The organism is Jannaschia donghaensis, assembly GCF_001403795.1.
GTDB classification, from domain to species: Bacteria; Pseudomonadota; Alphaproteobacteria; order Rhodobacterales; family Rhodobacteraceae; genus Jannaschia; species Jannaschia donghaensis.
The window spans coordinates 1,431,244-1,453,740 of record NZ_CXSU01000012.1 but is presented as its reverse complement, the minus strand read 5'-3'; the positions used below and the strand labels follow the sequence as shown (position 1 = coordinate 1,453,740).

The window sequence follows — 22,497 nt, the reverse complement described above, 5'->3', positions numbered from 1 at the left end:
TCTGGCACTGCGGATGCTGAGGAGAGCCGCGATGGACGATGCCGGGCACGCAGGGGGTGGAGGAGATGATCGCGCCACAGCGCGCGCCGCAGATCCGATCGCAGCCGACCTGATTGCCGCCATCCATGAACACCGCGTCTTGCCCGGCATGAAACTTTCGGAGGATGAGGTCGGGGACATTTACGGCGCCGGACGTACGGTCGTGCGCCAGGCCCTACGCGCGTTGGCGCACGAAGGGCTCGTTACCATCGAGCGCAACCGCGGGGCCTTTGTCGCCAAACCGTCTGTGCGCGAGGCACGCGAGGTGTTCGAGGCCCGCGCCCTGCTGGAGCCGACAATGGCCCGGGTCGCTGCCGGTCGCTGTGGTCATACCGATTTGGCCCGCCTGGAACGGCACATCGCGGACGAGCACGCCGCACTCGCCGCCGGGGCACAAGGGCGGGCCCTGATGCTGTCCGGACATTTCCATGTCGAAATTGCCTGCATCAGCGGGCAGGTCACCATCGAGGCCTTCATCCGGCAGCTCGTCGCACGTTCGGCGCTGGTGATCGCGCTCTACTGGCGTCGCCAGACGGCCATGTGCGAGAAGCACGCCCACCATGCTCTGGTCGATGCGATGCGGTGCCAGGACGGCGCGGCTGCCGAGGAGTTGATGAAGGGCCATCTGGTCGACCTGCTCTCGCTTCTGGATCTGCGCGAGGGGCCGGTCGGACCCGTTTCGCTGCGCGACGCACTTGCGGCACCGCCTGCGTCCCCGGCACGATGAGCGGTGGGGCAATCGTCCGGCGCGTGATGACCCCCGCCGAGTTGGAGACGGTTATCGACTGGGCCGAGGCCGAGGGGTGGAATCCCGGTCTGGACGATGTCGTCCCCTTTCGCACTGCCGACCCGGACGGCTTCTTCGTCGCGGTCGAGGAGAAGGTGCCAGTTGCCGCAATCTCCGTGGTGAACCATTCGGAGCGTTTCGCTTTTCTCGGCCTCTATCTCTGCCGCCCCGACCGACGGGGCTATGGGATCGCGCATGATCTATGGCGCTATGCTTTACGTCACGCAGGGGACCGGATCGTGGGACTCGACGGGGTGCCAGCGCAGCTGGCAAACTACCGCGCCTCGGGCTTCGTCGAGGCCGGAGCGACGGTGCGCTATTCCGGCCGGCCCGATGGGCACCTCTGCACTGGTGCCGTTCCAGCGACAGCGGCCGATTTGCCGGTTTTGACGGGTCGGGAAGCCCATGCATCGGGGTGGTCGAAGAGCGCCTACATGATGGCGTGGCTGGCACCTTCGGAGCACCGGACGACTTGGATCGGGCCGGATGGAGGGTTCGTCACCGTCCGCCGTTGCCGGAGCGGTGCCAAGATCGGACCGCTCGTCGCCTCCGATGCCGACGAGGCGCGCGCGCTCTTGACCCATGCCGCCGCCTGCGCGCCGGGCGAATTAACGATCGATGTGCCAGCCTCCGCGCCGGCCCTCGGTGCGATCTGCCGTGACTTGAACCTGGTTCCCGAGTTCGAGACCGTCCGCATGTATCGCGGCGATGTCACCGTGTCTCCGCGAGATTTCTACGCCGTGGCAAGCCTCGAACTTGGGTAAATACGGCGCAGCGGGATCTGACCGATGGGGCGACGCAAACGATATCGCGGCACCCATTTCGAATGGTGAAACGCGTCTGGGATGTGCACCCCGGAACGAAAGGCACCAAGTCGAGCCGGGCGGTCTAAGCTGACGGGGCAGGTCCACTCACGGCTCCGGTCGTGCAGCTTCCAATGCCTTGGCCAAGTCCTCTTCCCGGTAGGGCTTGCTCAGGCGCACGCCGGCGGCGCCTGGCAGGTCCGGCAGGTCGTGAGCGCCCGTCGCGAACACTACGCCGATCGACGGCTTCGACTGCCGCGCCGCGCGCGCCAACGCGCCGCCATCCAGGCCCGGCAATCCCAGATCGGTGATCATCACGTCGATGTCGGCCGTCCGCAGAACCTCCATGGCGGCCTCTCCCGAGTTGGCGTCGAAGACGGTGTGCCCGAGGTCGCGCAGCTGATCGACCGCCGCCATCAGGATCAAGATCTCGTCTTCGACGATCAGCACCCGCATGCCCGTCGGCAAGACGGGGAGATCGGCGGCGCGCGGCGTGGCCTGTTGCGACGCCGCCCGCCCGTCCGTGCCGATCGCGCGCCGAATGGCGGCGGCCAGCGCTGTGACGTCGTAGGGCTTGCGCAGAAGCTCGAACGAAGGATCAAGGCGGTCTTCGAATGCGTCCGCCTGCCCGGACGTCAGCAAAAGCCCGCCGTCGTTGGCCTTGGATTTGAACTCCTGCATCAGCGCTATGCCATCTTCGGAGTCGCGAAGAATGAGGTCGAGGATCGTCAGATCGACAGTCGCCGAACCCCGCAGATACCTCCGCGCCTCGGCCCCATTCTGCGCAAGAAGGACCGTGTACCCTAAATCGGCCAGAATGGAGCGCGTCGCCTCGCGGACTTCGTCGTCATCCTCCACGAGAAGCACGGTCTCGTCGCCCCCTCGGATGGGCACGGGCTCCGGCACGGTCCCGCCGTCCAGCGGTTTGGGCGACCGGGGCAGCCAGACCGAGATTGCCGTGCCCTCTCCCACGGCGCTCTGGATCGTGACCTGACCGCTCGACTGACGCGCGAAGCCATAGACCATCGCAAGCCCCAGCCCGGTCCCCTTGCCGGAGGATTTGGTGGTGAAGAACGGCTCGAACACCTTCGCCAGCGTCGCTGCGTCCATCCCCGCGCCGGTATCGACGACCCGGATCTCGACATGCGGCCCGTGGAGATCTTTGGGCAGGGCCGTCGCGCCGGCCGGCCAATCCCGGACGACGAGGGACAGCTCGCCATTTGCAAGGCCCTCCATCGCGTCGCGGGCGTTTATGCACAAGTTCAGGACCGCGTTCTCGAACTGCGAGACGTCGACCTCGACCGGCAGCACGCCGGGGGCGATGTCGAATGAGGTCCGTGTGCTGGAGCGGAGCGTCCGCTCCAGAAGGTCGTGCATGCCCTCGATCACAGCGACTGCATCGACGACCTTCGTCTCGACCGGCCCCCGGCGCCCGATAGCGAGCAGCTGCTGCGCGAGTTGTGCGCCGCGCCCGACGCCGGCCTGTGCGTTGGCCAGGAAGTCCGCGCCTTCCTTCGGAACGCGCTTGGAGAGGAGCCCCAGGTTGGAGGACACAATCTGAAGGATATTGTTGAAGTCGTGCGCGATGCCGCCCGATAGATTGCCGATCGCTTCCATCTTCTGCGCCTGGCGCAGCGTATCCTCCGCTTCCAGACGCGCCTTGACGGCCTTGCGTACACGGTCCTCCAGGTCCTCGTTCAGTTCGCGCAGGGCGTTGCGCGCGTCCAGAAGCTCGGTCTCGTAGCGGCGCCGGTCACTGGCGTTGAACACGGTCACGAGCATGGCTTCGATCGCGCCGTCCGCGCCCGTCCGTTCGGCGGCATTTACCAGCGCAGGCATTCGGGAGCCGTCGGCGCGCTTCAGGTTGAGCGCGACTTCGTGGAACGCACCCTGAAGACGCACGAGCGGCGCGAAGTGGGTATCGAAAAAGACGCGGCCGGCGACGTCGAGCAGATCGCGAAGATGACGACCGGCAAGCTCGCCCCGGCTCGTGCCGATCCATTGTTCGAGTTGGGCGTTCGCGCGCCGGATCGACCAGTCTGGCCCGACGATCAGGAACCCGCAGGGCGCGTCGTCGAAGAACGCGGCCGGATCTGGTTCGGCGTCCTGGCCCGGCTCCACGGTCTCAGACAAAGGCGGCGATGGCCTTTGTCGTCTCCTCGGGCGCGGAGAGGTTCGGGCAATGACCGCTCGCGTCCAGCATCGTGAACTGGCTGCCGGCGATGTGCTCGTGGACGAACCGGCCCACCTCCTCATTCGCGATCGCGTCGTCGCGGCATTGGAGCACGAGCGTGGGTACGGATACGGCTTCGAGATCGGCCCGGTTGTCGGAGGTGAATGTCGTGCGCGCGAACTGCTTGGCGATGGCCGGATCGGTGCGGCAGAACGAATTGGTCAGCTCCTCGCTCAACTCGGGGCGGTCCGCGTTGCCCATGATCGTGGGGGCCATCGCGGCGGACCAGCCCATGTGATTGGCATCGAGTACCTCGAGCAGCTCGTCGATCTCGCTTTGTGCGAAGCCGCCGCGGTAGTCTCCATCGTCGATGTAGCATGGGCTCGGACCGACCATAATCAGCCGGCCGATCAGACCCTCCGATCGGTTCGCGGCAAGCGCGCCGATCATCGCGGATACGGAATGTCCCACGAAAGCGACGTCGCGCAGGCCGAGACCCTCGATCAGCCGGACGACATCGTCGGCATATCCGCCCAGGCTCGCGTGGCGCTCGGGATCGTAGGCCGAGAGATCGGAGCCGCCCGCGCCAATGTGATCGAAGAGGACGACGTGGAAGCGATCCTCGAAGGCGGGTGCCACGAAGCGCCACATGTTCTGATCGCACCCGAAGCCATGCGCGAACACGATGGCCGGCGCATCCAAACCCCGTCCCGTCGCGCGGACGTTGTGACGTGTGCGAACGTCCATATCCATGCCCAAACCCCACTTCGTTCTGCAGGTGACAACTAAGATCAAAGAACGGTAATGTCTACGACGGCAGGACCATGGCTGGCGGAACTTTCCTTTGAGTACGCCCACTTGGAAAAGCAGACGTTCGGCGTCTTAACCCAAACGGTAGCAAAGTCTGCATAGCCGATTTTTGAGAGGCCCAAGCGCTTAGGCTCAGGACCCATTGATTTGGTTGCGGCTGCTGAGGCTGCCTGATTCAAGCTCCCAAACTTCGGGGCACGACATGAGCGACTTGTGTTGGCTGAGCGACGTTCAGGTGGCGCGGCTCCGGCCGTACTTTCCGAAGAGCCATGGAGTGCCACGCGTTGACGACCAGCGTGTCCTGGGTGGAATTATCTTCATCAATCGCAATGGCTTGAGATTGCGCGATGCGCCCAAGGAGCACGGCCCACACAAGACCCTCTACAACCGGTGGAAGCGGTGGAGCGACATGGGGGCATTTGCCAGGATCATGGACGGGCTCCCAGCAGAAGCTTCTGACAACAGGACGATCTCCATCCCCTCTCGGGACATCACTGCGTGATGCCCTGCCGGGCAGTGGACGCCACCTATCTTAAGGCGCACCGCACGGGTTCCAGTCTGCGGTCGAAAAAGGGGGCGTGGTCGTTTGATCACTGCCCGGCAGGGTATTTGCACGGCAAATGTCCTGAAAGGGAGGGCGGACGAACCGAGGGATGAACACGAAGCTGCATGCGGTCACGGATGCAGTTGAACGTCCGATCCGCTTCTTCATGACCGCCGGAGAGGTCAGCGACTACACTGGGGCAAGGGCTCTGGTGAGCAGTTTACCAGCAGCAGACTGGCTTTTGGGCGACAGAGGGTATGATGCAGATTGGTTCCGCGAAGCCCTTGCGGACAAGGGCATAACGCCCTGCACACCCGGCCGAAAGTCACGTGGCAAACCCGTCAAATACGAAAAGCGACGCTACAGGAAACGGAATCGCACCTCTCGTGACATCGCTGCGCGATGCACTGCCGGGCAACGATCGAGATCATATTCGGTCGCCTCAAGGACTGGAGGCGCGTGGCCACCCGCTACGACAGACCTCCAACCGTGTTCCTCTCGGCCATCGCCTTCGCCGCTACCGTGCTTTTCTGGCTATGAGTCCTGAGCCTAAAGCAGCGGATTTCATATTGGACAACGCTCTGGGCCACACATGCCGAATGACCATATCGGCTCTACTTATAAAAGACTTGATGGCCTACCAGTCGTCTTGGCTAAGGCCAAATTTCTTCAGCCGTGAATAGAGCGTCGTTGGCCGTATCCCCAATAGGGCCGCAGCACCCGTTTTTCCGGAAACTCTCCCGCCGGCTTCTTTCATGCAGGCGATCGTGTTGGTAATTGTTATCTGTTCGATATCGGCATCCGTCAAAAGTGTTGATGTTGCACGAACGGCAGAGGCCGCGTCTTGTTGGATTTCCACCAGCAACTTGTCCGATTGCGACACGATTGCTCCGCGCTCGATCACATTGGCCAATTCCCGGACGTTTCCGGGCCAATCGTAGTGGCGCAGCTTGCGCATCGCGCCTTCGGTTATCACTGGCACTTTTCGGCCAAGCCTCTTGCACGCGATACGCAACAGATGCGCTGTCAGGATTGGGATATCTTCGGTGCGCTGGCGCAGGGGCGAACAATAGATGGGAAACACCCCGAGATGCAGAAGCAGGTCCTGGCGCAATCGCCCGGCCTGTATCTCCCGGTCGACATCGCGGCTGGTCGAGGCAATCAACCTCAGATCGAGGCTGCGGGCCCGATCATCCCCAAGACGCGTGACCTCGCGGTTCTGAATCGCATCCAGCAAATGACCCTGAAGTTCGATGGGAATGTCACAGATCTCGTCGATGAAAAGCGTCCCGCCATGGGCCAGTTCCAACTTTCCGGGCCGATCCTTCAGGGCACCCGCAAACGCACCACGCATTTGCCCCAGCAGTTCGCTCTCAATCTTCTCTGGCGTGATAGCCCCGGCCTTGAAGTGGATCATCGGGCGGCGCTTGCGGGTGCTGTCATTGTGAATGGCCGAAGCCACGAGCGACTTTCCGACCCCGTTTTCCCCGCGAATGAAGACGCTGGTATCGGTGGGCGCCACCAATTCGATTTGCTTGATGATGCGGCGAACGGCGTCAGATCGTCCAATGATATCATGGTGCGCGCGCTCGATGCTGATGGCTTCCTGAAGGTAAGCGTTTTCCTCTTCCAATTGGTCCCGCAGGGCTGCGACCTCATCCATCGCCTCGCGCAGTTTGCGTTCGTTCTCCCAGCGTTCTGTGATGTCGCGAAAGATCACGACGGCCCCGACAAGTTGGGGTCCATCGTAGATCGGGGTCGAGACATATTCCACACGGATCGGCTTGCCATCTTTCCGCCAGAAGACCTCGTCTTCGATCCGGTTCACCTGTTGATACCGGAACGATTGATAGATCGGACATTCGTGGGAGGGATAGCGCTCGCCGTTGAGGTGGTGGTGATGGATCATGGCGTGGATATCGCGACCCAGCAGGTCTTCGGTGGTCCAGCCGAGCATCTCTTGTGCGGCGCGGTTGACGAACGTCGTCTTACCGTCTGCGTTGACGCCGTATATTCCTTCACCGGCGGCATTCAGGATCAACTGGTTTTCCCGTTCGAGATCGGAAAAGAAGGTCTGGGCCCTTTGCCATTCGATCAACCCGCCATCATAGAAGTGGCCCGCAGCCGCCTGCGTGGCGTGTCGTTCAAGTCTGGCAAGATCTAGCACATGCATAAGCAGCATTTTGCGCCCATCGCGTGACAGCGCGCGGGCCGTGACTTCGCAATTCAGCGCCTCGCCAGTGGCCGTCTGAAAAGTGATACGGCGAGACCACGCCATGCCCCGATGCTGCACTTCGGCAATGAAGACGACTAGATGCGGCATCCCCTTGGCGACGAACCGCGCGAAACGGGACCCGATCAACGCGCTGTCTGCAAAGAGGATGCGCGCTTCCGGCGTCGCGGCAAGGATCTCATCGGTGGCCAGGTCAATCAGGACGGTCGGCCCGAAAGCGCCGGCCAGTTCAGAATCATGAGTATTATCGATGTCGGTCATGCCTGATCGCACGCGATTGGTGCGCTATGCACAATACGAAATATCGTAATTTACGAAATATCGTAAAAACTGATCTAGGGAATGCGTCGTAACACTCGAAAATAATTGTAAAATCTAAATTATGGTTTTTCCGGCACGTCTCTTCATTTGCGTCATATCGCGACGCAACATCGATCCAACCAACGATGGAGCACAGCATGTCAACGAAATCACTCGGCGATCCATTCTCCTCAAAAACCGACCTGCGTCACGGAGCGGACTGTGGGTGTCACACCTGCAAGACGGTGACGCCGGACGTCGACGACAAGATCGACCTCTCAACATCCGAAGGTATGCTGGAGCGGGCCGTCGAAAGCGCGATCGTTCGTTCGGTCTTTGGGCAAAGCGACCTCGGTCGCCGGTCCTTCATGGGTATGATGGGGGGCTCGACCATGGCCGCCGCCCTCGCGTCGGTCTTCCCGCTCAACGAAGCCAAGGCCGCGATCCTCGATAATCTCGGCCCGCCCGAGAAAACCGATCTGAACATCGGCTTCGTGCCGATCACCTGCGCCACCCCGATCATCATGGCGCAGCCGCTTGGCTTCTACGAGCGCTATGGCCTGAACGCGCAGGTCATCAAGACGGCCGGTTGGGCCGTGGCCCGCGACAAATCGCTGAACGGTGAATACGACGCCAGCCATATGCTGACGCCCATGCCCCTTGCCATGACCCTGGGTGCCGGATCGGTCGCGGAACCCTACATCATGCCCGCGGTCGAGAACATCAACGGCCAGGCGATCGTGCTCTCCAACGAGCATCTCGACAAACGTGATCCCAAGCAGTGGAAGGGCTTCACCTTCGGCGTGCCGTTTGAGTACTCGATGCACAATTTCCTGCTGCGCTACTACGTGGCGGAATTCGGACTGGACCCCGATGTCGATATCCAGATCCGCGTCGTGCCGCCGCCCGAAATGGTCGCCAACCTGCGGGCCGGCAACCTCGACGGCTACCTGTCACCCGATCCCTTCAACCAGCGCGCCGTCTACGAGGGCATCGGCTTTCTGCACATCCTCACCAAGGACATCTGGGAAGGTCATCCGTGCTGTGCCTTTGCCGCACCGCTGTCCTTCGCGACCGAACTGCCCAACACCTAGGGCGCGCTGCTCAAGTCGATCATCGACGCAACGCAATACGCCTCTGCCGCTGAAAACCGCAAGGAAATCTCCGAGGCGATCGCGCCGACGAATTATCTCAACCAGCCCGTTACCGTCATTGAGCAGGTCCTCACCGGAACGTATGCAGACGGTCTGGGCGAAGTGAAACGCGTGCCCGATCGCATCGATTTCGACCCGTTTCCCTGGCACTCGATGGGCGTGTGGATCCTGACCCAGATGAAGCGGTGGGGCTATATCGAGGGCGACGTGGATTATAAGGGCGTGGCCGAAAGGGTCTATTTGGCCGCGGATTGCAAAAAGGTCATGGAAGACCTGGGCTACGACGCGCCGGACATCACCTACAAATCGCATACGATCATGGGCAAGACCTTCGATCCCGAGACGCCCGAAGCCTACGTCGACAGCTTTGCGATCAAGAAGGCCTAAGGGATGTACACCCTGTCCCTGTCCCTGAACCAACGCGCCGCCCTGCTGTCGGTTCTGATGCTCGTCGTCGGCCTCCTCGTATGGGAGGCCGTGATCCCAGGGCAAAAGGCCGTGGGAGAGTTGACCGAGTACGAGATACTGACCGGGGCCGGCGCGCCCAAGGCCGGTGTGCCGCTTCCAAGCGACGTGATCGCCAAGGCGTGGGAGCAGCTCAGCGACCCGTTCTATGACGCGGGCCCCAACGACAAGGGGATCGGCATTCAGATCGGGTATTCCATCTACCGCGTGCTCACTGGCTATTTCTTGGCCGCGCTCGTGGCGATCCCGCTGGGGTTCCTCATCGGCATGTCGCCGGTGGCTCACAAGGCGCTCAATCCTTTCATCCAAGTCCTGCGTCCGATTTCGCCGCTGGCTTGGATGCCCTTGGCATTGTTCATCATCGGCGACAGCGAGGCGTCGGCGATCTTCGTGATCTTCATCTGCTCGATCTGGCCGATGCTCATCAACACGGCCTTTGGTGTGGCGGGCGTTCGCGACGACTGGGTCAATGTGGCCCGCACGCATGAACTGGGCGCGCTCAAGACGGCATTCACCGTGATCCTCCCTGCCGCCGCGCCGACCATCGTGACGGGCATGCGTATCTCGATCGGTATCGCATGGCTGGTCATCGTCGCGGCCGAGATGCTCGTCGGTGGGACCGGGATCGGATATTACGTCTGGAACGAATGGAACAACCTCGACCTGACCTCCGTCGTCTTCTCCATCCTGATGATCGGCATTGTCGGCATGATGCTCGACGCGATGTTCGGCTTCCTGCAACGCCGCGTCACCTACGTCGAATAAGGGAAAGTCCATGAAACCGTATCTGAGCATCGAGAAACTCACCCAGCGCTTTCCGGACGGGGCAGGCGGAGACATGACGGTCTTCGAAGACGCCACCTTCGGGGTCGAGAAGGGCGAGTTCGTTGTGATCCTGGGCCATTCCGGCTGCGGCAAATCCACGATCATGAACATTCTCGCCGGCCTTGCGGACCCGACCGCCGGCTCGGTCATCATGGACGGGCAGGAAGTGAAGGGCCCGAGCCTCGATCGGGGGGTGGTGTTCCAGAATTACTCTCTGTTGCCTTGGCTCACGACCCTCAAGAACGTCACTTTCGGCGTGTCCGCGCGTCACCCGGAATGGAGCAAGGCCAACGTGGAGGCGCACTCCACGAAGTTCCTCGCCATGGTGGGACTTGACGGGGACGTAATCCACCGCAAAACCAGTCAGCTGTCAGGAGGGATGCGACAGCGCGTGTCGATTGCACGCGCCTTTGCCAACCACCCCAAGTTGCTGCTCCTGGACGAGCCATTCGGTGCGCTAGATGCGCTCACGCGGGGCACGATCCAGGACGAGCTTCTGAAAATCTGGGGCCAGATGGAGCAGACCGTCTTCATGATCACCCACGATATCGACGAGGCGATCCTGTTGGCCGACCGCATCCTGCTGATGACCAACGGACCGCAGGCCCGCGTCGCCGAAAGCGTCGAAATCACGATTCCTAGGCCACGCAGTCGGACCGAGATCGTCGAGCACCCGAATTACTACGCGATCCGCAACCACCTTGTTCAGTTCCTGGGCAAGCGCTCGAAAGAGCTGGCGGGTCAGCCGATGCAGCCCGGAGAGATGAACAAGCCCGCAACCATACGGATCGACAAGACAACCCCCTCGGATGACCCCGAGGACACCCAAACGGTCTTGCGTGCCGTCAACAGCTGAGACCGCAGGAGATCAACATGAAAGACCTGAGCATGACCGCGACGATGACCAAGGAAGACGCGACCGCCATGATCCTGTCGGCCAAGAAACAGGCTGGCATAACGTGGGAAGAGATAGCGGAGAAAATCGGCATGTCGCCCGTATGGACCCACTCCGCCTCCATGGGCATGAACGCCTTTCCGGCTGAAAAAGCCAAGCTGATGGTCAGTATCATGGGCCTGCCGCAGGAGGCGGAAAGCCTGTTGGTCGAAAGTCCGACCAAGATCTGGACCCAAGCGGTGCCGACCGATCCCTGTATCTATCGCTTCTACGAAATCGTCGGCGTCTACGGCCCGACGCTCAAGGCCCTGATCCAAGAGAAGTTTGGCGATGGCATCATGTCCGCCATCGATTTCGACATGTCCGTCACTCGGATCGAGAACCCCAAAGGCGACCGGGTCAAAGTCGAGATGTCGGGCAAGTATCTTGGCTACAATAGCTGGTAATTCGCGATGACGCGCATGCCAGTGCCACCGTTCAGCTTTCAAGACGCGGCCAAGAAGGTTCGCATGGCAGAGGACGCGTGGAATACGCGGGACCCCGGTAAGGTGGCGCTGGCCTACACGCCTGACACGAGGTGGCGTAATCGGTCGGAGTTCATAAATGGACGCGACGAAGTCCGGGCCTTCCTGATCCGGAAATGGTCGATCGAGAGCGGCTACAGATTGATAAAAGAAATCTGGGCGCACAGCGATAGCCGGATCGCCGTGCGCTTCTGCTACGAATACCACGACGAAAACAGACAGTGGTTTCGAGCGCACGGGAACGAGAACTGGGAGTTCGACGCCGACGGCTACATGGCAGTCCGCCATGCATCTATCAACGATGTCGCGATTGCCGAAAGTGACCGCCTGTTTCTGTGGGAGGAGGGGCCAAGGCCAGCCGATTACAAAGGCCTTAGTGCGCTTGGCCTTTAGCTTTTCCAGGATGAAAATCGGTGTCGCAGAGCATGTCGATGTTCTGTCACGAATGGACCTCTGCGGTAATTTCAACATTGCCTACGTTCGGGTCCGAAGTTGACGTTTGCTGCGCCGCGTAGGACCGTTCTCTATGGTCTGTCTAGATTTTCGGCCCGCCAACCATCGCGGCTAATACGCTGCCGCATGGAAGGCGGCTTCGAGCAAGATTGGCCAAAGCTGCAATATCAACCGACGGCTGCATTGATGATGATGACGTCCTGAAAGCTGTTCCGAGAGCCTCTAGACGCAAGTGTAAAACGTTCCAGTGGCTCGAAGGGCATCCGATCAGGACGGTTGAACCGTCTCGCCCGAACGTTCCGTACAGGTCAACCTCTTCGAAACGCCGCGGAAAGTATAGGATTGCGGCGTGCAGCCGCACGCGCCCGAAATGCTGCTCCAGCCATCTGAACGCTCGACTTCCGGCCGTCTCGTCCTTGGATGGAGGTCGAGAATGGCCAACCCTCGCCGCCCCTACAGATCCAAACGTAGATCATCCATCGCGCGTCGCGGGACGGACGCCAGGCGTGCATCCACTAGGTGACCGGCCCTGTTGCCGCCCTCGGGTCGGGGGCAAACGGTAACAATCTGCATTTGAGAAGTTGGTCATGGTGCGTAGCGGGGGCGGCGACTTGTCTGCCGGCCCGTCTTTGCCGAAGGGGTCTGGCTTCAATAATTGGGAACCTTCTCGCCCCGCGCGGCGTGCTCGGCGACGATGGCTACGCGCTTGGCCCTCGTCGCGTCGGCCTTCGCCTGCGCGATCCAGCGGAGTACGTTGCGACGGTAGGACGGGGCCGCATCCGTCCACCACGGCCATGCGTCCCGTGCCTCCAGCGCAAGGATCAGATCGGCGGGATCCTCCAGCGCGTCCACATGGGCCATCGCGTCCCAAAGCCCGCTGGCCCGGTCGCGGGCGATAACGGCGCGTCCGGGCGCGCGCATCCGGCCCGCCGTCTCCAAACGATTGGCGCGCTCGCGGTAGGTCGCGGCCCAGGCCTGCTGCTTTCGCGGCGCGATGAGTTGCATCGTGCGATCGGCGTCGAGCTTCATGCGCCGGCCGTCGATCCATCCGTACGCAATCAGCGCGTCCAGTACGGCATCGCGGGACAAATAGCGGTCCCGATGCGCGGCTTTCCATGTCACGAGCCAGACGCCTCGGTCTCGCTCATAATGCGCCTCGAGCCAGGCCCACAGAGCAGGCTCGGACGCAATTTCCACCCGCTCGACGCTATCCGCATCCGCTGGCGTCCTCGATCCGGTGGCATTCACCGCGCGGGCTCCGCGAAGGTCAGAAGCGGCATCGCGTCCCGTGCCAGAGCCTCCACTCGGTCCATCACGTCGCCGGACGTCCATGCGACCTTCGGCAGGTCTTGCCGCACGATGAGCGACTTGAGCTTGATATGATTGGCGTGGCGATGCTCCGCGTGATCCGTAAAGCCCCTGGGCATGGCGGTCAGCGCGTCTTCCGCCTCCAAAACCCTGTCCGCATCGCTCAGTACGCTCAGCACGTTGTCGAACCCATTGGCCCGCTCGATCATCGCCTCGCGAATGGGGCGGAGCTGTTTGGGGCTGAGTGCGTGGTATCCGGCGGCGGCGAACCCGCCGGTTGCATCAAGGTGCAGATAGACGAGCCCCGCTCCCTCGGACTTCGTGCCCGATGGCGTCAGCAGGCCCGACACATTGGTCTTGTACGCCGACTTGTCCTCGGAGAAGCGCACGTCGCGGTTCATTCGGAACATCGTGGACTTGCCGCCCGACAGGGGGCGGAGCGCATCAGCCAACCGGTTCGACAGGGCGTCGAGCAGGTCCGAGAAAGGACTTTCGAGCTTCTCTTGGAACGTCGCCTTGTTGGCGTGGAACCAGTCCCTGTCATTGTTCGCCGCGAGATTTTCGAGGAACGCGAAGCTCTGTTCGGTGAAGCCCGTCATTTGGATCTCCTTCAACAGTGCCGCCGTGCGACGGCCAAACGCGTGTCGGTCGCATATGTGGGATCAGGCGGCAGACCGTAGGCCCTCGAGCAGGGCCCGTTCGATCCGGTCCATCATTGCGGCCTGGTCGTTATCTCCGCCTCCTGGCTTATTCTCACCTCCCAATTCGCGCACATCGTCGTGATACCCGAGGGCCTTGGCTTGCTGGCGGAACGCGGTGAAGCCCGCGTCGGGATAGGCGGCGATGTTGCGCGTCTTCTCGACGATGGCGAGGTCGCGCAGGCGGTCGTCTGCATAGTTTCCATCCACCCACTCGGTTGCTTCCTCGGCCAGCGATTGGAGAGCTTGGTTCGCGGTTTCCGACGGCTGCGCGCCATGGCGGTCGAGGATGCGGTCGAACATCTCCATCGCACCGTTCATCGCGTCCAGACCGCCCGCAACCAGATCACGGACATCGGGGTGGGTCGCGGCATCGCGCATCCTCCTCATGCCGTCGAAGGTCCTGGCGCAGCCGGTCCGCTTGTCTTGAATGCCGAAAATGTAGAGGTCGTGGAGGGTGTCGATTTTCATTCCGATCTCCTTGTGGGAATTATTCCGCAGCGACTTTGAGGGGAAGCTCAGGCTGCGCAGGGTGGTCAGGTGGGCGTTTGGCGTCCGCACTCTCCGCACGCCGCTCGGCGCGCAGATAGGTGTGGTAGAGAACGGGCACGCCGATCAGTGTCAGGATCGATGCAAACCCGAGGCCCGCCATGATCGTCACCGCCATGGCCGCGAAGAAGCTATCCCACAGAAGCGGGACCATCCCGAGGATCGTCGTCGCCGCCGCCAGCACGACGGGGCGCAGGCGAGAGGTGGAGGCCTCTACGATGGCCTTCGATTGCGGCAGGCCCTCTCTCTTCTGAATGTCGATTTCCTCAACCAGAACGATGGCGTTCTTGATCAGCATCCCCGAGAGGCTGAGCAGCCCAAGCAGCGCGGTGAAGCTGAAGGGGAGGCCCGTGAAGTAGAGGCCAAGCGCCGCCCCATTCACGGCCATGGGCACGATCGTCCAGATGACCGCCGTCTGGCGCAATGCCCCGAACAACAGAACCGTGATGAGGAACATCGTCCCGAAGCTCAGCGGCATCTGGCGGCCCAACGACTGCTGCGCTTCGCCCGCGCTCTCGAATTCGCCGCCCCATTCCAGGGCGTAGCCGTCCGGCAGGTCGATGGCTTCGATGGGCGCGCGGATTTCGGCGAAGACAGTGGGCGGCGTCAGGCCTTCGATCACATTCGCCTGGACGGTCATCGTCGGCTGGCGGTCGCGGCGCCATTGCAGGGTGTCGCGGGCGATCACTTCGAACCCGTCGATAGCCTGAGCCAACGGCACATAGGTTCCGGTCGCCGGCGACCAGATCGGCTGATCCAACAGCGCGCTGGACCCGTTCGCGGGGCTGTCCGCGTCGGGCAACTGGCTGCGGACGACGATGTCGATCTGGCGGTCGCGTTCCCGCAACACCCCTGCGGGAATGCCATCGGTGACAAGCGCGATGCCGGTCGCGATGTCGGAGCGGGCGATACCGATGGCCTGCGCCCTGTCTGTCGCAAAGGTCGGGCGCACGACAGCTTCGCGTTCATGCCAGTCGATCGTCTCCGTGTGCAGGTTCGGCGTCGCGGTGCGCAGCACCTCCAGCGCCTCCTGTGACAAACGGCGCAGGACCGCCGGATCGGGGCCGGAGAACCGCGCTTCTATGTCTGCCGGTACGGCGGGGCCGTAGATGATCCGCCGGGTGGTGACCGTCGCCCAGGGCAAGGCCTCCGCCACGAAGAGGTCCAACTGCTGGCGCACCTTCGGAATCTGCTCGGCCGTCGGCGTCCGCACGATGAGCTCTCCGTAGGACGGCTCCGGGTTTTCGGGCGCATAGGTGAGCAGGAACCGGGACAGACCGCGCCCCGCGCTCATGGTCACGTCCGACACATCGTCGCGAGCCAACAGCCAGTCCTCCACGCGGGCGAGATCGTCGGCCGTCTGGTGAATGGAGCCACCCTGCGCGGCTTTGTACTCGACGTAGAAGAGCGGCGTGGACGCGGGTGGAAAGAACTGCTGGGTCACCTGACCGAACAGGAAAAACGACGCCGCCGTGACCCCGATCAACCCGGCGATCACCAGCCAGCGAACACGCAGGGCCATACGGACGATGCCGCGATACGCCTGGAATACGGGGCCCCCATAAGCATCTGCCCCGTCTTCCAGCCCGCCGGAGGCGAAAAAGTAATGACCTAGAAGCGGCGTCACAGTCACCGCAAAAAGCCACGAAAGCATCAGCGACAAGCCGATGACCGCAAAGAGAGAGAACAGAAACTCGCCCGAGGCATCCGGGCTCAGGCCGATGCCCGCGAAAGCCATGATGCCGATGACCGTCGCCCCCAGAAGCGGCAGTCCGGTCCGGCCGGCGGCATCTTCGGCGGCCTGGTCCGCCGACACCCCGCCGCGCATCTTCTGTTGCATCCCCTCCGCTACGACGATCGCGTTGTCGACGAGCATACCCATCGCGATGATGAGCGCGCCGAGGCTGATCCGCTCCACCTTGATATCGAACAGGTACATCGCGAAAAATGTCGCCGTGACCGTCAACAGAAGAGACAGGCCAACGACGGCGGCCGCCCGCCACCCCATAAAGAGCAGGAGAACCCCGATCACGACGCCGACCGAAAGTGCCAGCGACAGCAGGAACTCGCCCGCAGCGTCGTCGACGACCTGATGCTGTTCGTAGATCGGCTCGATCTCGACGCCGACAGGCAACTGCGACGAGATGGCGGCCAACCGATCTTCGACGGCGTGCCCGACGTCGACGATGTTACGGCTGGTCAGGCCCGCGACGCCCAGGGTAAAGGCTTCGTCCCCATTGTGGCGTACAATATGCGACGGATTGTCGATGCGCCCGCGCGACAACTCCGCGAAATCGCGCAAGTTCACGATTTCCCCGTCCACGCCGAGGCTCAGGGCCCCGATCTCTCCCAGGCTGTCATCGGGGCGGGGGGCCTCGATGATGAGATCGCGGCCCGGCTGGTCGGCCGTGCCAGTGGGCACCACTGCGGTCGATGTCGAAATCGCGCCGAGGATCGCGCCAGGCGGGACGCCCAGGCTGCTCAACAAGCGGTTGTCGATGTCCACGAAGATCGCTTCTTCGGGCAGGCCCAGAAGCTGCGCGTTCGCCACGCCGTCGACCGTCAACACCTCGCGGCGCAGGAAGGAGGCGATTTCCCAGATATCGTCGTCGGAATAGCCGGGGGCGGTGACGGCGTAGTAGATGCCGTAGACATCTGCAAAGTCATCATTGACCGTTGGGGCAAGCGCACCGGCGGGAAGCATTCCGCGTGCGTTCTCCACCCGGTCGCGCAAGTCGTCCCAGATCTGTGGCAGGTCGTCGCCATCGTATTGATCCCCGATTTCGATCTCGATCACCGAAACGCCGGGGGTGTTGCGCGACGTGATCGTCTTGACCTCGCCCATCTGCTGAATTTCGGCCTCCAGCGGCTCGGAAACTTCGATGGCCACCTGCGCCGCGGTTGCGCCGGGATAGGCCGTGATGACCAGCGCGGATTTCAGGGTAAAGAGAGGGTCCTCAAGTTTGCCTACGTTGAGATACCCGAAGGCGCCGCCCAGGGCGGCGAACAGAATGATGATCCAGGTATAGAGCGGGCGCTGGACGGACAAACGTGCGATGGCCTTGATCATCACGGCTCCTCCACCGTCAGACCGTCGTAGATGCGCACCGTCTCTCCATCGCGCAGAAGGTGTCCGCCGGCGGCGACGATGCGCTCGCCCGGCTTCAGCCCTTCTACTTCGAATGCCTTGCCGCGCGGGGCGAAGACCCGGACGGCCCGACGCTCGATCGTGCCAGTGGTTCCTTCGCCGGGTCGGAAGACCATAACCTCGAAGCCGCCCCCGGCCTCGGCCAGAATTGCACTCTGAGGCAGGATTGCGCCGCTGTCCGTCTGTGGCAACTGCGCGACGACCGTCATCGTCGATCCGGGGATCAGTCCGCTCGCCGCCGCGTCTGGGATGGCCAGCGCCACGCGAAAACTTTGACCCACGCGCCCGGTCTGCGCCTCGAACTCGACCAGTTTCAGATCAACGGATACCTTGTTCGGCAACGTGCCGGAGAAGGAAATAGCCTCGGGGTCACCGACGTTCAGCAGAACGCGCTCGGGCACCTCGATCTCGACGCGCACCTGGCTCATGTCGTGGAGCCGCAGGATCGGCTGGCCCGGCTCGACGTTTGAAAACGTTTCGGCGATCCGTGCGGCGACGATCCCGTCGAAGGGTGCCGTCAGGACGGCATCGACGACGGCCTCGCGGGCATCGCGCAGGGCGACGTCGGCAAGGTCGCGCGCGGTGCGGGCATCCTGGGCGCGTACTTCGGAGGTCACGTTCGAGGCCGCCAGTGTCCCAGCCCGTTCCGCATCCCGCTCCGCTTGCTCCAATGCAAGGACCGCACGTTCCTGCGCCCGAACGAATGGCTCTTGGTCAAGCCTGGCCAGGGTGCTTCCCTTCGGGACCGCACTGCCTTCGAGGATGGGAAAATCCACCAGGCGCCCGCCGACCTCGAAAGACAGCGAAACGGTCTCGCGGGCCGCGATCCTTCCAAAGAAGCGACGCGAATTCGCCTCGGAGGCATCGAGCGGTGCGATCAGGCGGACCGCGCGCGGAGCGACCGGATCTCCAGACGGGGTGACATCGCTTTGGGCCACCGCAGTCAAAGAACTCCAACTGATCGCAATGACGAACATCGCCGCGAAGGTATTTCGTCTCGACATCGACTGCTCCATATCTTTGACTGGCGTACGCTCCCGCGAGCCCTACCGAACGGTCGGGAGCCGAGTCAAGAACTAGGCCAAATGTTGGAGGGTCAATGCCGCGTTTCGATGAAGATATGCCGGACGATCGTCGCGAGGCCATCGCCCTGAAGGCTTTGGCATTATTCCTCAGTCGCGGTTATTCCGGCACATCCATGAGCATGGTCGCCAAAGCCGCGGGCATCCGCAAGGCGTCGCTCTACCACCATTTCGCGTCCAAGGAGGCGCTGTTCCTCGCCGCGCTCTCGGCGGACGTGGCCGCATCGCTGGCGCAGGTGGACCACTTGATGAAACGTGGGGACGGAACACCTGCGGACAGATTTCGCATCGCGCTTGGGCTGTTCTACGATGCGATGGTGCGATCTTCGATCGGCGCATTGACCACCGTCATCTCCGAGACCGCACAGTCTTTTCCGGCGGTCGCCGAAGGGTTCCATGACAACTTTATCGCGCGCTTCCAGACCACATTGGTGGATGTATATCAGCCCTGCGTCGCCGCTGGGTCGCACCGGGACCTGCCCGAAACGACCGTCCACGACGTCGTGTTCGGTCCTCTGCTCAGCATCGCGATGTCGGAAAAGATGTTCGGCCAAACGCCACATGTGGCTGCCATCTGGTCGAAGGGGCGTTCGCGTTCGGAATTCGTGGACCGTATGGATACGTTGTTGCGATCGGATTAGGTCGGCCGCAGTCGGGCGTCAGGAAAATGATGCCGAAATCGTCCGGTATTGAGCCGTATTCCGCGCGGTCGATCCGAGGTGGTTTCCGTGAGCGGGATCGCCGAACGTCGCCGATCCGTCACCTCCGGATCGATCTGTCGGCAGTCACGCAATAACGTCCGGCAGGAAGGACCATAAAGATCTCTGGAACGTACAGCTGTACAGGACATCTCGAAGCCTCGAGGACCACCCAGCCTGGCGACCGAAGCGCTCCAAGGCACCGGGCCGCATGCCCGGCGGTATAGCCTACGGCACCGGCCGCCTTCTCGGGTGGAAGCCCGGCGGCAATAATTCCTACGCGATCGACTTGCCGAGCGGTGACGAGTTCATGCGGGGTCAGCCCCGTCGCCGGGTTCGCCGGTCAATGTCTGACTGAAGGAGGCTGCGTCGCGACATGGGGATCCGCGGCCAAGGTCTGCTGCGGGTCGTCCTTAAAAAAGGACCAATACTGCCATTTGGAAGACCCCGCGCCGCATCGCAGGTCGACTGTCAGTTCATTTCGATCGATCTGCACGCGGCACCGATGTTTGTCTTCCTCTGAAGGCGGCTGAGGAGGAGCCATTTCAAACGCCTGGCGACCCCATTGTTGTGACAGAAAAAGCGTTCAATCAGGCTGCCGCGCGCTCTAGCCAGACGTCGACGACCGGGGTGCCAGTTGAGCCATTAACGACATGCGTTGGAACCATAATTGGGCAGTCGTCCCGGACTACGGGTTTCTCTAAACCTTTCTTTTCTGACGCTGAAAAGGCTGCGCGGAAAGCGGATTGGGAGGTCGGAAGCCCTGCGAGCGCGTCTGCCCGATTGCTGTCGTCGACACGCTGCATTCTTTCGCCGGCTTACCTTGGCACGGATCGCCACGAGGGGGGGCACTATTGATTGCGCCCGAAAAATTCAAAGCGGAACCGTGTCTGTAAAAGGAAAAACACGCGTGTGACGCGGACCGCCCGGCCCAAGACCGGAATTGACGGATCGAGCCTTTGCATCGCGACGAAGACGAGCGTTTTGCCCTGCTCGTGCTAGTCCCGTCAAACGGGTGCGTCGACGGTGGATGACCCCGAGGTGAGTGATACAGTGCACCGTGCAATTGCCTTATCCGCGAGCGCGCTAACTATGGTCATTGATATGAGGAGAGGCGGCGATGCAGGGACCCAGAGACATGGCCGCCGCCAGGCACACGGGCCGACCCGATACTGGGACGGACATATCGTCCGATACCGACATCAGCGGCGCGTGGGATGCAGACAATCAAGCGTGGTGGGATTGGTATGTGAGTCTTGCCGACAACGAAGGTGAGATTACGACCTTCGAGGTTGCCCCCCCGCTGCCCGACATCCCGCTGCCCGACGACGCGACCGTGATGGCCGAACTGGCCGAACCCTACGTGCTGACGGACGCGGACATCACTTTCTTTCAGGCAAATGGCTTTATCAAGCTAAAGGACGTCTTCTCTCCCGGTGCCGTGCTGCGCCTGCGCGCGCTTCTGATCGAACGGCTGACGGCTGTGTTCGGTGCGGGTGCCGACGGTGGGGTGCGCGACCGGTTTCTGTCGCTCGAGATGATCTGGACCGACCATCCGCTTTTGCGCGCCTACGTCGTTTCGCCCCGCGTGGCGAAGATCTGCGCGGAGCTTCTGCGCGTGCCGGCGGTGCGGCTCTACCACGACAATGTGCTCTCAAAGCAGCCGGGATGCGGCCGAACACCTTGGCATTTCGACGATCACCACTTCCCGCTCGATACCAATGATGTCGTAACCGCCTGGGCCCCCGCGCAGGCCATTCCGTTGGCAATGGGGCCGCTGGCCTTCGCCTATCCGCTGGACGTCCACCGCCTGGTCGATGCCGTGGCCTTTGAGAAATCGAGCACGAGCTACGATAAGGGCGTCGCAAAGGTCTTTGCCGAGAACCGCGTGGCCGTCGATGAAACGCCATTCGAGTTGGGGGAAGTCAGTTTCCACCACAACCTGAGCTTCCACACCGCTGCCCGCAACCGCACCGATCAAAGCCGGATCGTGATGGCCAACACGTATTACGCCGATGGCGCGCGGATCGTGGGTGCGCCGACCATGGTGTCGGGCGACTGGCAAAAATTCATGCCGGGCGTCGGTCCGGGCGAGGTCGCGGCAAGCCCGCTGAATCCGATCTGCTGGCCGGTGCCGTTGGACGGCGCACAATGACCGACATCCTGACGCGGTCGAACGCGCATTGGTCCGAAGCTGGACGCGCCGGAATGGACGCGTTCTATCACCTCGCCACCGACGATTATCGTCATTTGGCGCAGTCGCGGGACTGGCGCAGCTTTTTTGAGGACGCGCAGGCGCGGGCAGGGGACCGGGCCCTGCGGCTTCTCGACGTGGCCTGCGGGTCGGGCAAGTTTCCCAACGCGCTGGTCCGTCATGCCGGGCTGGCCGAGGCCAGCATCCGCCCGATCGAGACCGCACTTCTGGACCCATCCGCATTTTCTCTGGCCGAAGCCCGCGCGGCCCTGCCGCCCCCCTTCATTGTCGTGGCCGAACACGAGACCACGCTTCAGGACTTCGCGCCGCCCGAGGGGGGATATGACATCGTGTGGGCGACCCATGCGCTCTATGCCGTGCCCGCGGCGGAGCTGGACGACGCGATGGCGCGCTTCGTCGATGCCATCGCGCCGGGCGGGCTGGGCGTGATCGCCCACAGCGCGGCCGCCGGGCACTACATCGAATTCCACCGTCGCTGGCTGGCGGCCTTCGATCCTCAGGGCGTGGCCTACGTCCCGGCCGAGGCCATCGTCGACGCGCTGCGCAAGACGGGATGCGACCCCGAGGTGCAGACCGTGCGCTACGATAGCGCTGCCGGACCTGACGATGTCGCTGCGGTCGAGGGCTATTTGCAACGCTGCGTCTTCGACGACCGCGCGGGGCTGGAGGCGATGACCACGACCGAGCCGGTTGCGTCGTACCTCGCCGACTGCCGCGATCCAGATGGCTGGCGCTTCCCTCAGGACGTCTGGCTGATCACCGTTACACGCTAGGCGGCCGCGCGCCGAAGGACC

19 protein-coding genes and 1 pseudogene are annotated in these 22,497 nt (G+C 62.6%); 12 read left to right on the top strand and 8 right to left on the bottom strand.

The features are described from left to right. Window positions 1–31 precede the first annotated feature (31 nt). On the top strand, window positions 32–766 hold the full coding sequence (locus JDO7802_RS16430) for a GntR family transcriptional regulator (protein ID WP_144430646.1): 735 nt from the start codon (window positions 32–34) through the stop codon (window positions 764–766). Then, the gene (locus tag JDO7802_RS16425; RefSeq protein WP_055086996.1) at window positions 763–1,590 is read left to right on the top strand and encodes a GNAT family N-acetyltransferase; all 828 of its coding nucleotides are present in this window, start codon (window positions 763–765) and stop codon (window positions 1,588–1,590) included. Before JDO7802_RS16430 ends, JDO7802_RS16425 begins: the two co-directional genes overlap by 4 nt. A 147-nt stretch (window positions 1,591–1,737) precedes the next feature. Here the strand turns inward: JDO7802_RS16425 and JDO7802_RS16420 are convergent, their stop codons facing one another. Both JDO7802_RS16420 and JDO7802_RS16415 read right to left on the bottom strand, forming a co-directional pair. After that, the gene (locus tag JDO7802_RS16420; RefSeq protein WP_055086995.1) at window positions 1,738–3,762 is read right to left on the bottom strand and encodes a hybrid sensor histidine kinase/response regulator; all 2,025 of its coding nucleotides are present in this window, start codon (window positions 3,760–3,762) and stop codon (window positions 1,738–1,740) included. Further along, the gene (locus JDO7802_RS16415; protein WP_245624213.1) at window positions 3,755–4,555 is read right to left on the bottom strand and encodes an alpha/beta fold hydrolase; all 801 of its coding nucleotides are present in this window, start codon (window positions 4,553–4,555) and stop codon (window positions 3,755–3,757) included. The genes JDO7802_RS16420 and JDO7802_RS16415 overlap by 8 nt, the downstream gene beginning before the upstream one ends. Before the next feature lie 259 nt (window positions 4,556–4,814). Between JDO7802_RS16415 and JDO7802_RS17750 the strand changes: the two are divergent. Next, window positions 4,815–5,696: pseudogene (locus JDO7802_RS17750) on the top strand (IS5 family transposase). A gap of 97 nt (window positions 5,697–5,793) precedes the next feature. Here the strand turns inward: JDO7802_RS17750 and JDO7802_RS16400 are convergent. Then, complete coding sequence (locus JDO7802_RS16400) at window positions 5,794–7,650, bottom strand: sigma-54 interaction domain-containing protein (RefSeq protein WP_055086994.1); 1,857 nt, start codon at window positions 7,648–7,650, stop codon at window positions 5,794–5,796. A 197-nt stretch (window positions 7,651–7,847) separates the two neighbouring features. Here JDO7802_RS16400 and JDO7802_RS16395 point away from each other — a divergent pair, with 197 nt between their 5' ends. The 6 genes from JDO7802_RS16395 to JDO7802_RS16375 all read left to right on the top strand — a co-directional run bounded on the left by JDO7802_RS16395 (window position 7,848) and on the right by JDO7802_RS16375 (window position 11,945). Then, window positions 7,848–8,783 (top strand): CmpA/NrtA family ABC transporter substrate-binding protein, encoded by a 936-nt coding sequence (locus tag JDO7802_RS16395; protein ID WP_245624212.1) that lies wholly within the window; start codon window positions 7,848–7,850, stop codon window positions 8,781–8,783. A gap of 171 nt (window positions 8,784–8,954) precedes the next feature. Continuing rightward, window positions 8,955–9,230, top strand: coding sequence for a hypothetical protein (locus tag JDO7802_RS18620; protein ID WP_245624211.1), 276 nt, complete (start codon window positions 8,955–8,957; stop codon window positions 9,228–9,230). Between the two features lie 3 nt (window positions 9,231–9,233). Beyond that, entirely contained in the window at window positions 9,234–10,073 is an 840-nt protein-coding gene (gene ntrB, locus JDO7802_RS16390; protein ID WP_055086993.1) for a nitrate ABC transporter permease, read from the top strand. Window positions 10,074–10,083: 10 nt separating this feature from the next. After that, the gene (locus JDO7802_RS16385; RefSeq protein ID WP_055086992.1) at window positions 10,084–10,989 is read left to right on the top strand and encodes an ABC transporter ATP-binding protein; all 906 of its coding nucleotides are present in this window, start codon (window positions 10,084–10,086) and stop codon (window positions 10,987–10,989) included. 17 nt (window positions 10,990–11,006) lie between these two features. Continuing rightward, window positions 11,007–11,474, top strand: a complete 468-nt coding sequence (gene cynS / locus JDO7802_RS16380) for a cyanase (RefSeq protein WP_245624210.1) — start codon at window positions 11,007–11,009, stop codon at window positions 11,472–11,474. Between the two features lie 6 nt (window positions 11,475–11,480). Beyond that, complete coding sequence (locus tag JDO7802_RS16375; RefSeq protein ID WP_055086991.1) at window positions 11,481–11,945, top strand: nuclear transport factor 2 family protein; 465 nt, start codon at window positions 11,481–11,483, stop codon at window positions 11,943–11,945. Window positions 11,946–12,653: 708 nt separating this feature from the next. On the opposite strand, the gene JDO7802_RS16370 is transcribed toward JDO7802_RS16375, so the two are convergent. The 5 genes from JDO7802_RS16370 to JDO7802_RS16350 all read right to left on the bottom strand — a co-directional run bounded on the left by JDO7802_RS16370 (window position 12,654) and on the right by JDO7802_RS16350 (window position 18,712). Then, entirely contained in the window at window positions 12,654–13,202 is a 549-nt protein-coding gene (locus JDO7802_RS16370) for a YdeI/OmpD-associated family protein (protein ID WP_222836415.1), read from the bottom strand. Window positions 13,203–13,249: 47 nt separating this feature from the next. Further along, window positions 13,250–13,912 (bottom strand): DUF2461 domain-containing protein, encoded by a 663-nt coding sequence (locus JDO7802_RS16365; protein ID WP_055086989.1) that lies wholly within the window; start codon window positions 13,910–13,912, stop codon window positions 13,250–13,252. Window positions 13,913–13,975: 63 nt separating this feature from the next. Further along, entirely contained in the window at window positions 13,976–14,482 is a 507-nt protein-coding gene (locus JDO7802_RS16360) for a DUF892 family protein (protein ID WP_055086988.1), read from the bottom strand. A gap of 19 nt (window positions 14,483–14,501) precedes the next feature. Then, window positions 14,502–17,630 carry an efflux RND transporter permease subunit gene (locus JDO7802_RS16355; protein ID WP_055086987.1) on the bottom strand — a complete coding sequence of 1,043 codons (3,129 nt, stop codon included), beginning with the start codon at window positions 17,628–17,630 and terminating at the stop codon, window positions 14,502–14,504. Further along, window positions 17,630–18,712, bottom strand: a complete 1,083-nt coding sequence (locus JDO7802_RS16350; protein WP_187298163.1) for an efflux RND transporter periplasmic adaptor subunit — start codon at window positions 18,710–18,712, stop codon at window positions 17,630–17,632. The genes JDO7802_RS16355 and JDO7802_RS16350 overlap by 1 nt, the downstream gene beginning before the upstream one ends. 95 nt (window positions 18,713–18,807) lie before the next feature. Here JDO7802_RS16350 and JDO7802_RS18725 point away from each other — a divergent pair, with 95 nt between their 5' ends. The 3 genes from JDO7802_RS18725 (at window position 18,808) to JDO7802_RS16335 (ending at window position 22,476) form a co-directional block, all read left to right on the top strand. After that, window positions 18,808–19,431, top strand: coding sequence for a TetR/AcrR family transcriptional regulator (locus tag JDO7802_RS18725; RefSeq protein WP_055086985.1), 624 nt, complete (start codon window positions 18,808–18,810; stop codon window positions 19,429–19,431). Window positions 19,432–20,608: 1,177 nt separating this feature from the next. Beyond that, a complete protein-coding gene (locus JDO7802_RS16340; protein ID WP_222836414.1) occupies window positions 20,609–21,643 on the top strand; it encodes a phytanoyl-CoA dioxygenase family protein in 1,035 nt (344 codons plus the stop codon). Next, a complete protein-coding gene (locus JDO7802_RS16335; protein WP_055086983.1) occupies window positions 21,640–22,476 on the top strand; it encodes a class I SAM-dependent methyltransferase in 837 nt (278 codons plus the stop codon). Before JDO7802_RS16340 ends, JDO7802_RS16335 begins: the two co-directional genes overlap by 4 nt. The last annotated feature ends 21 nt before the right edge of the window (window positions 22,477–22,497 follow it).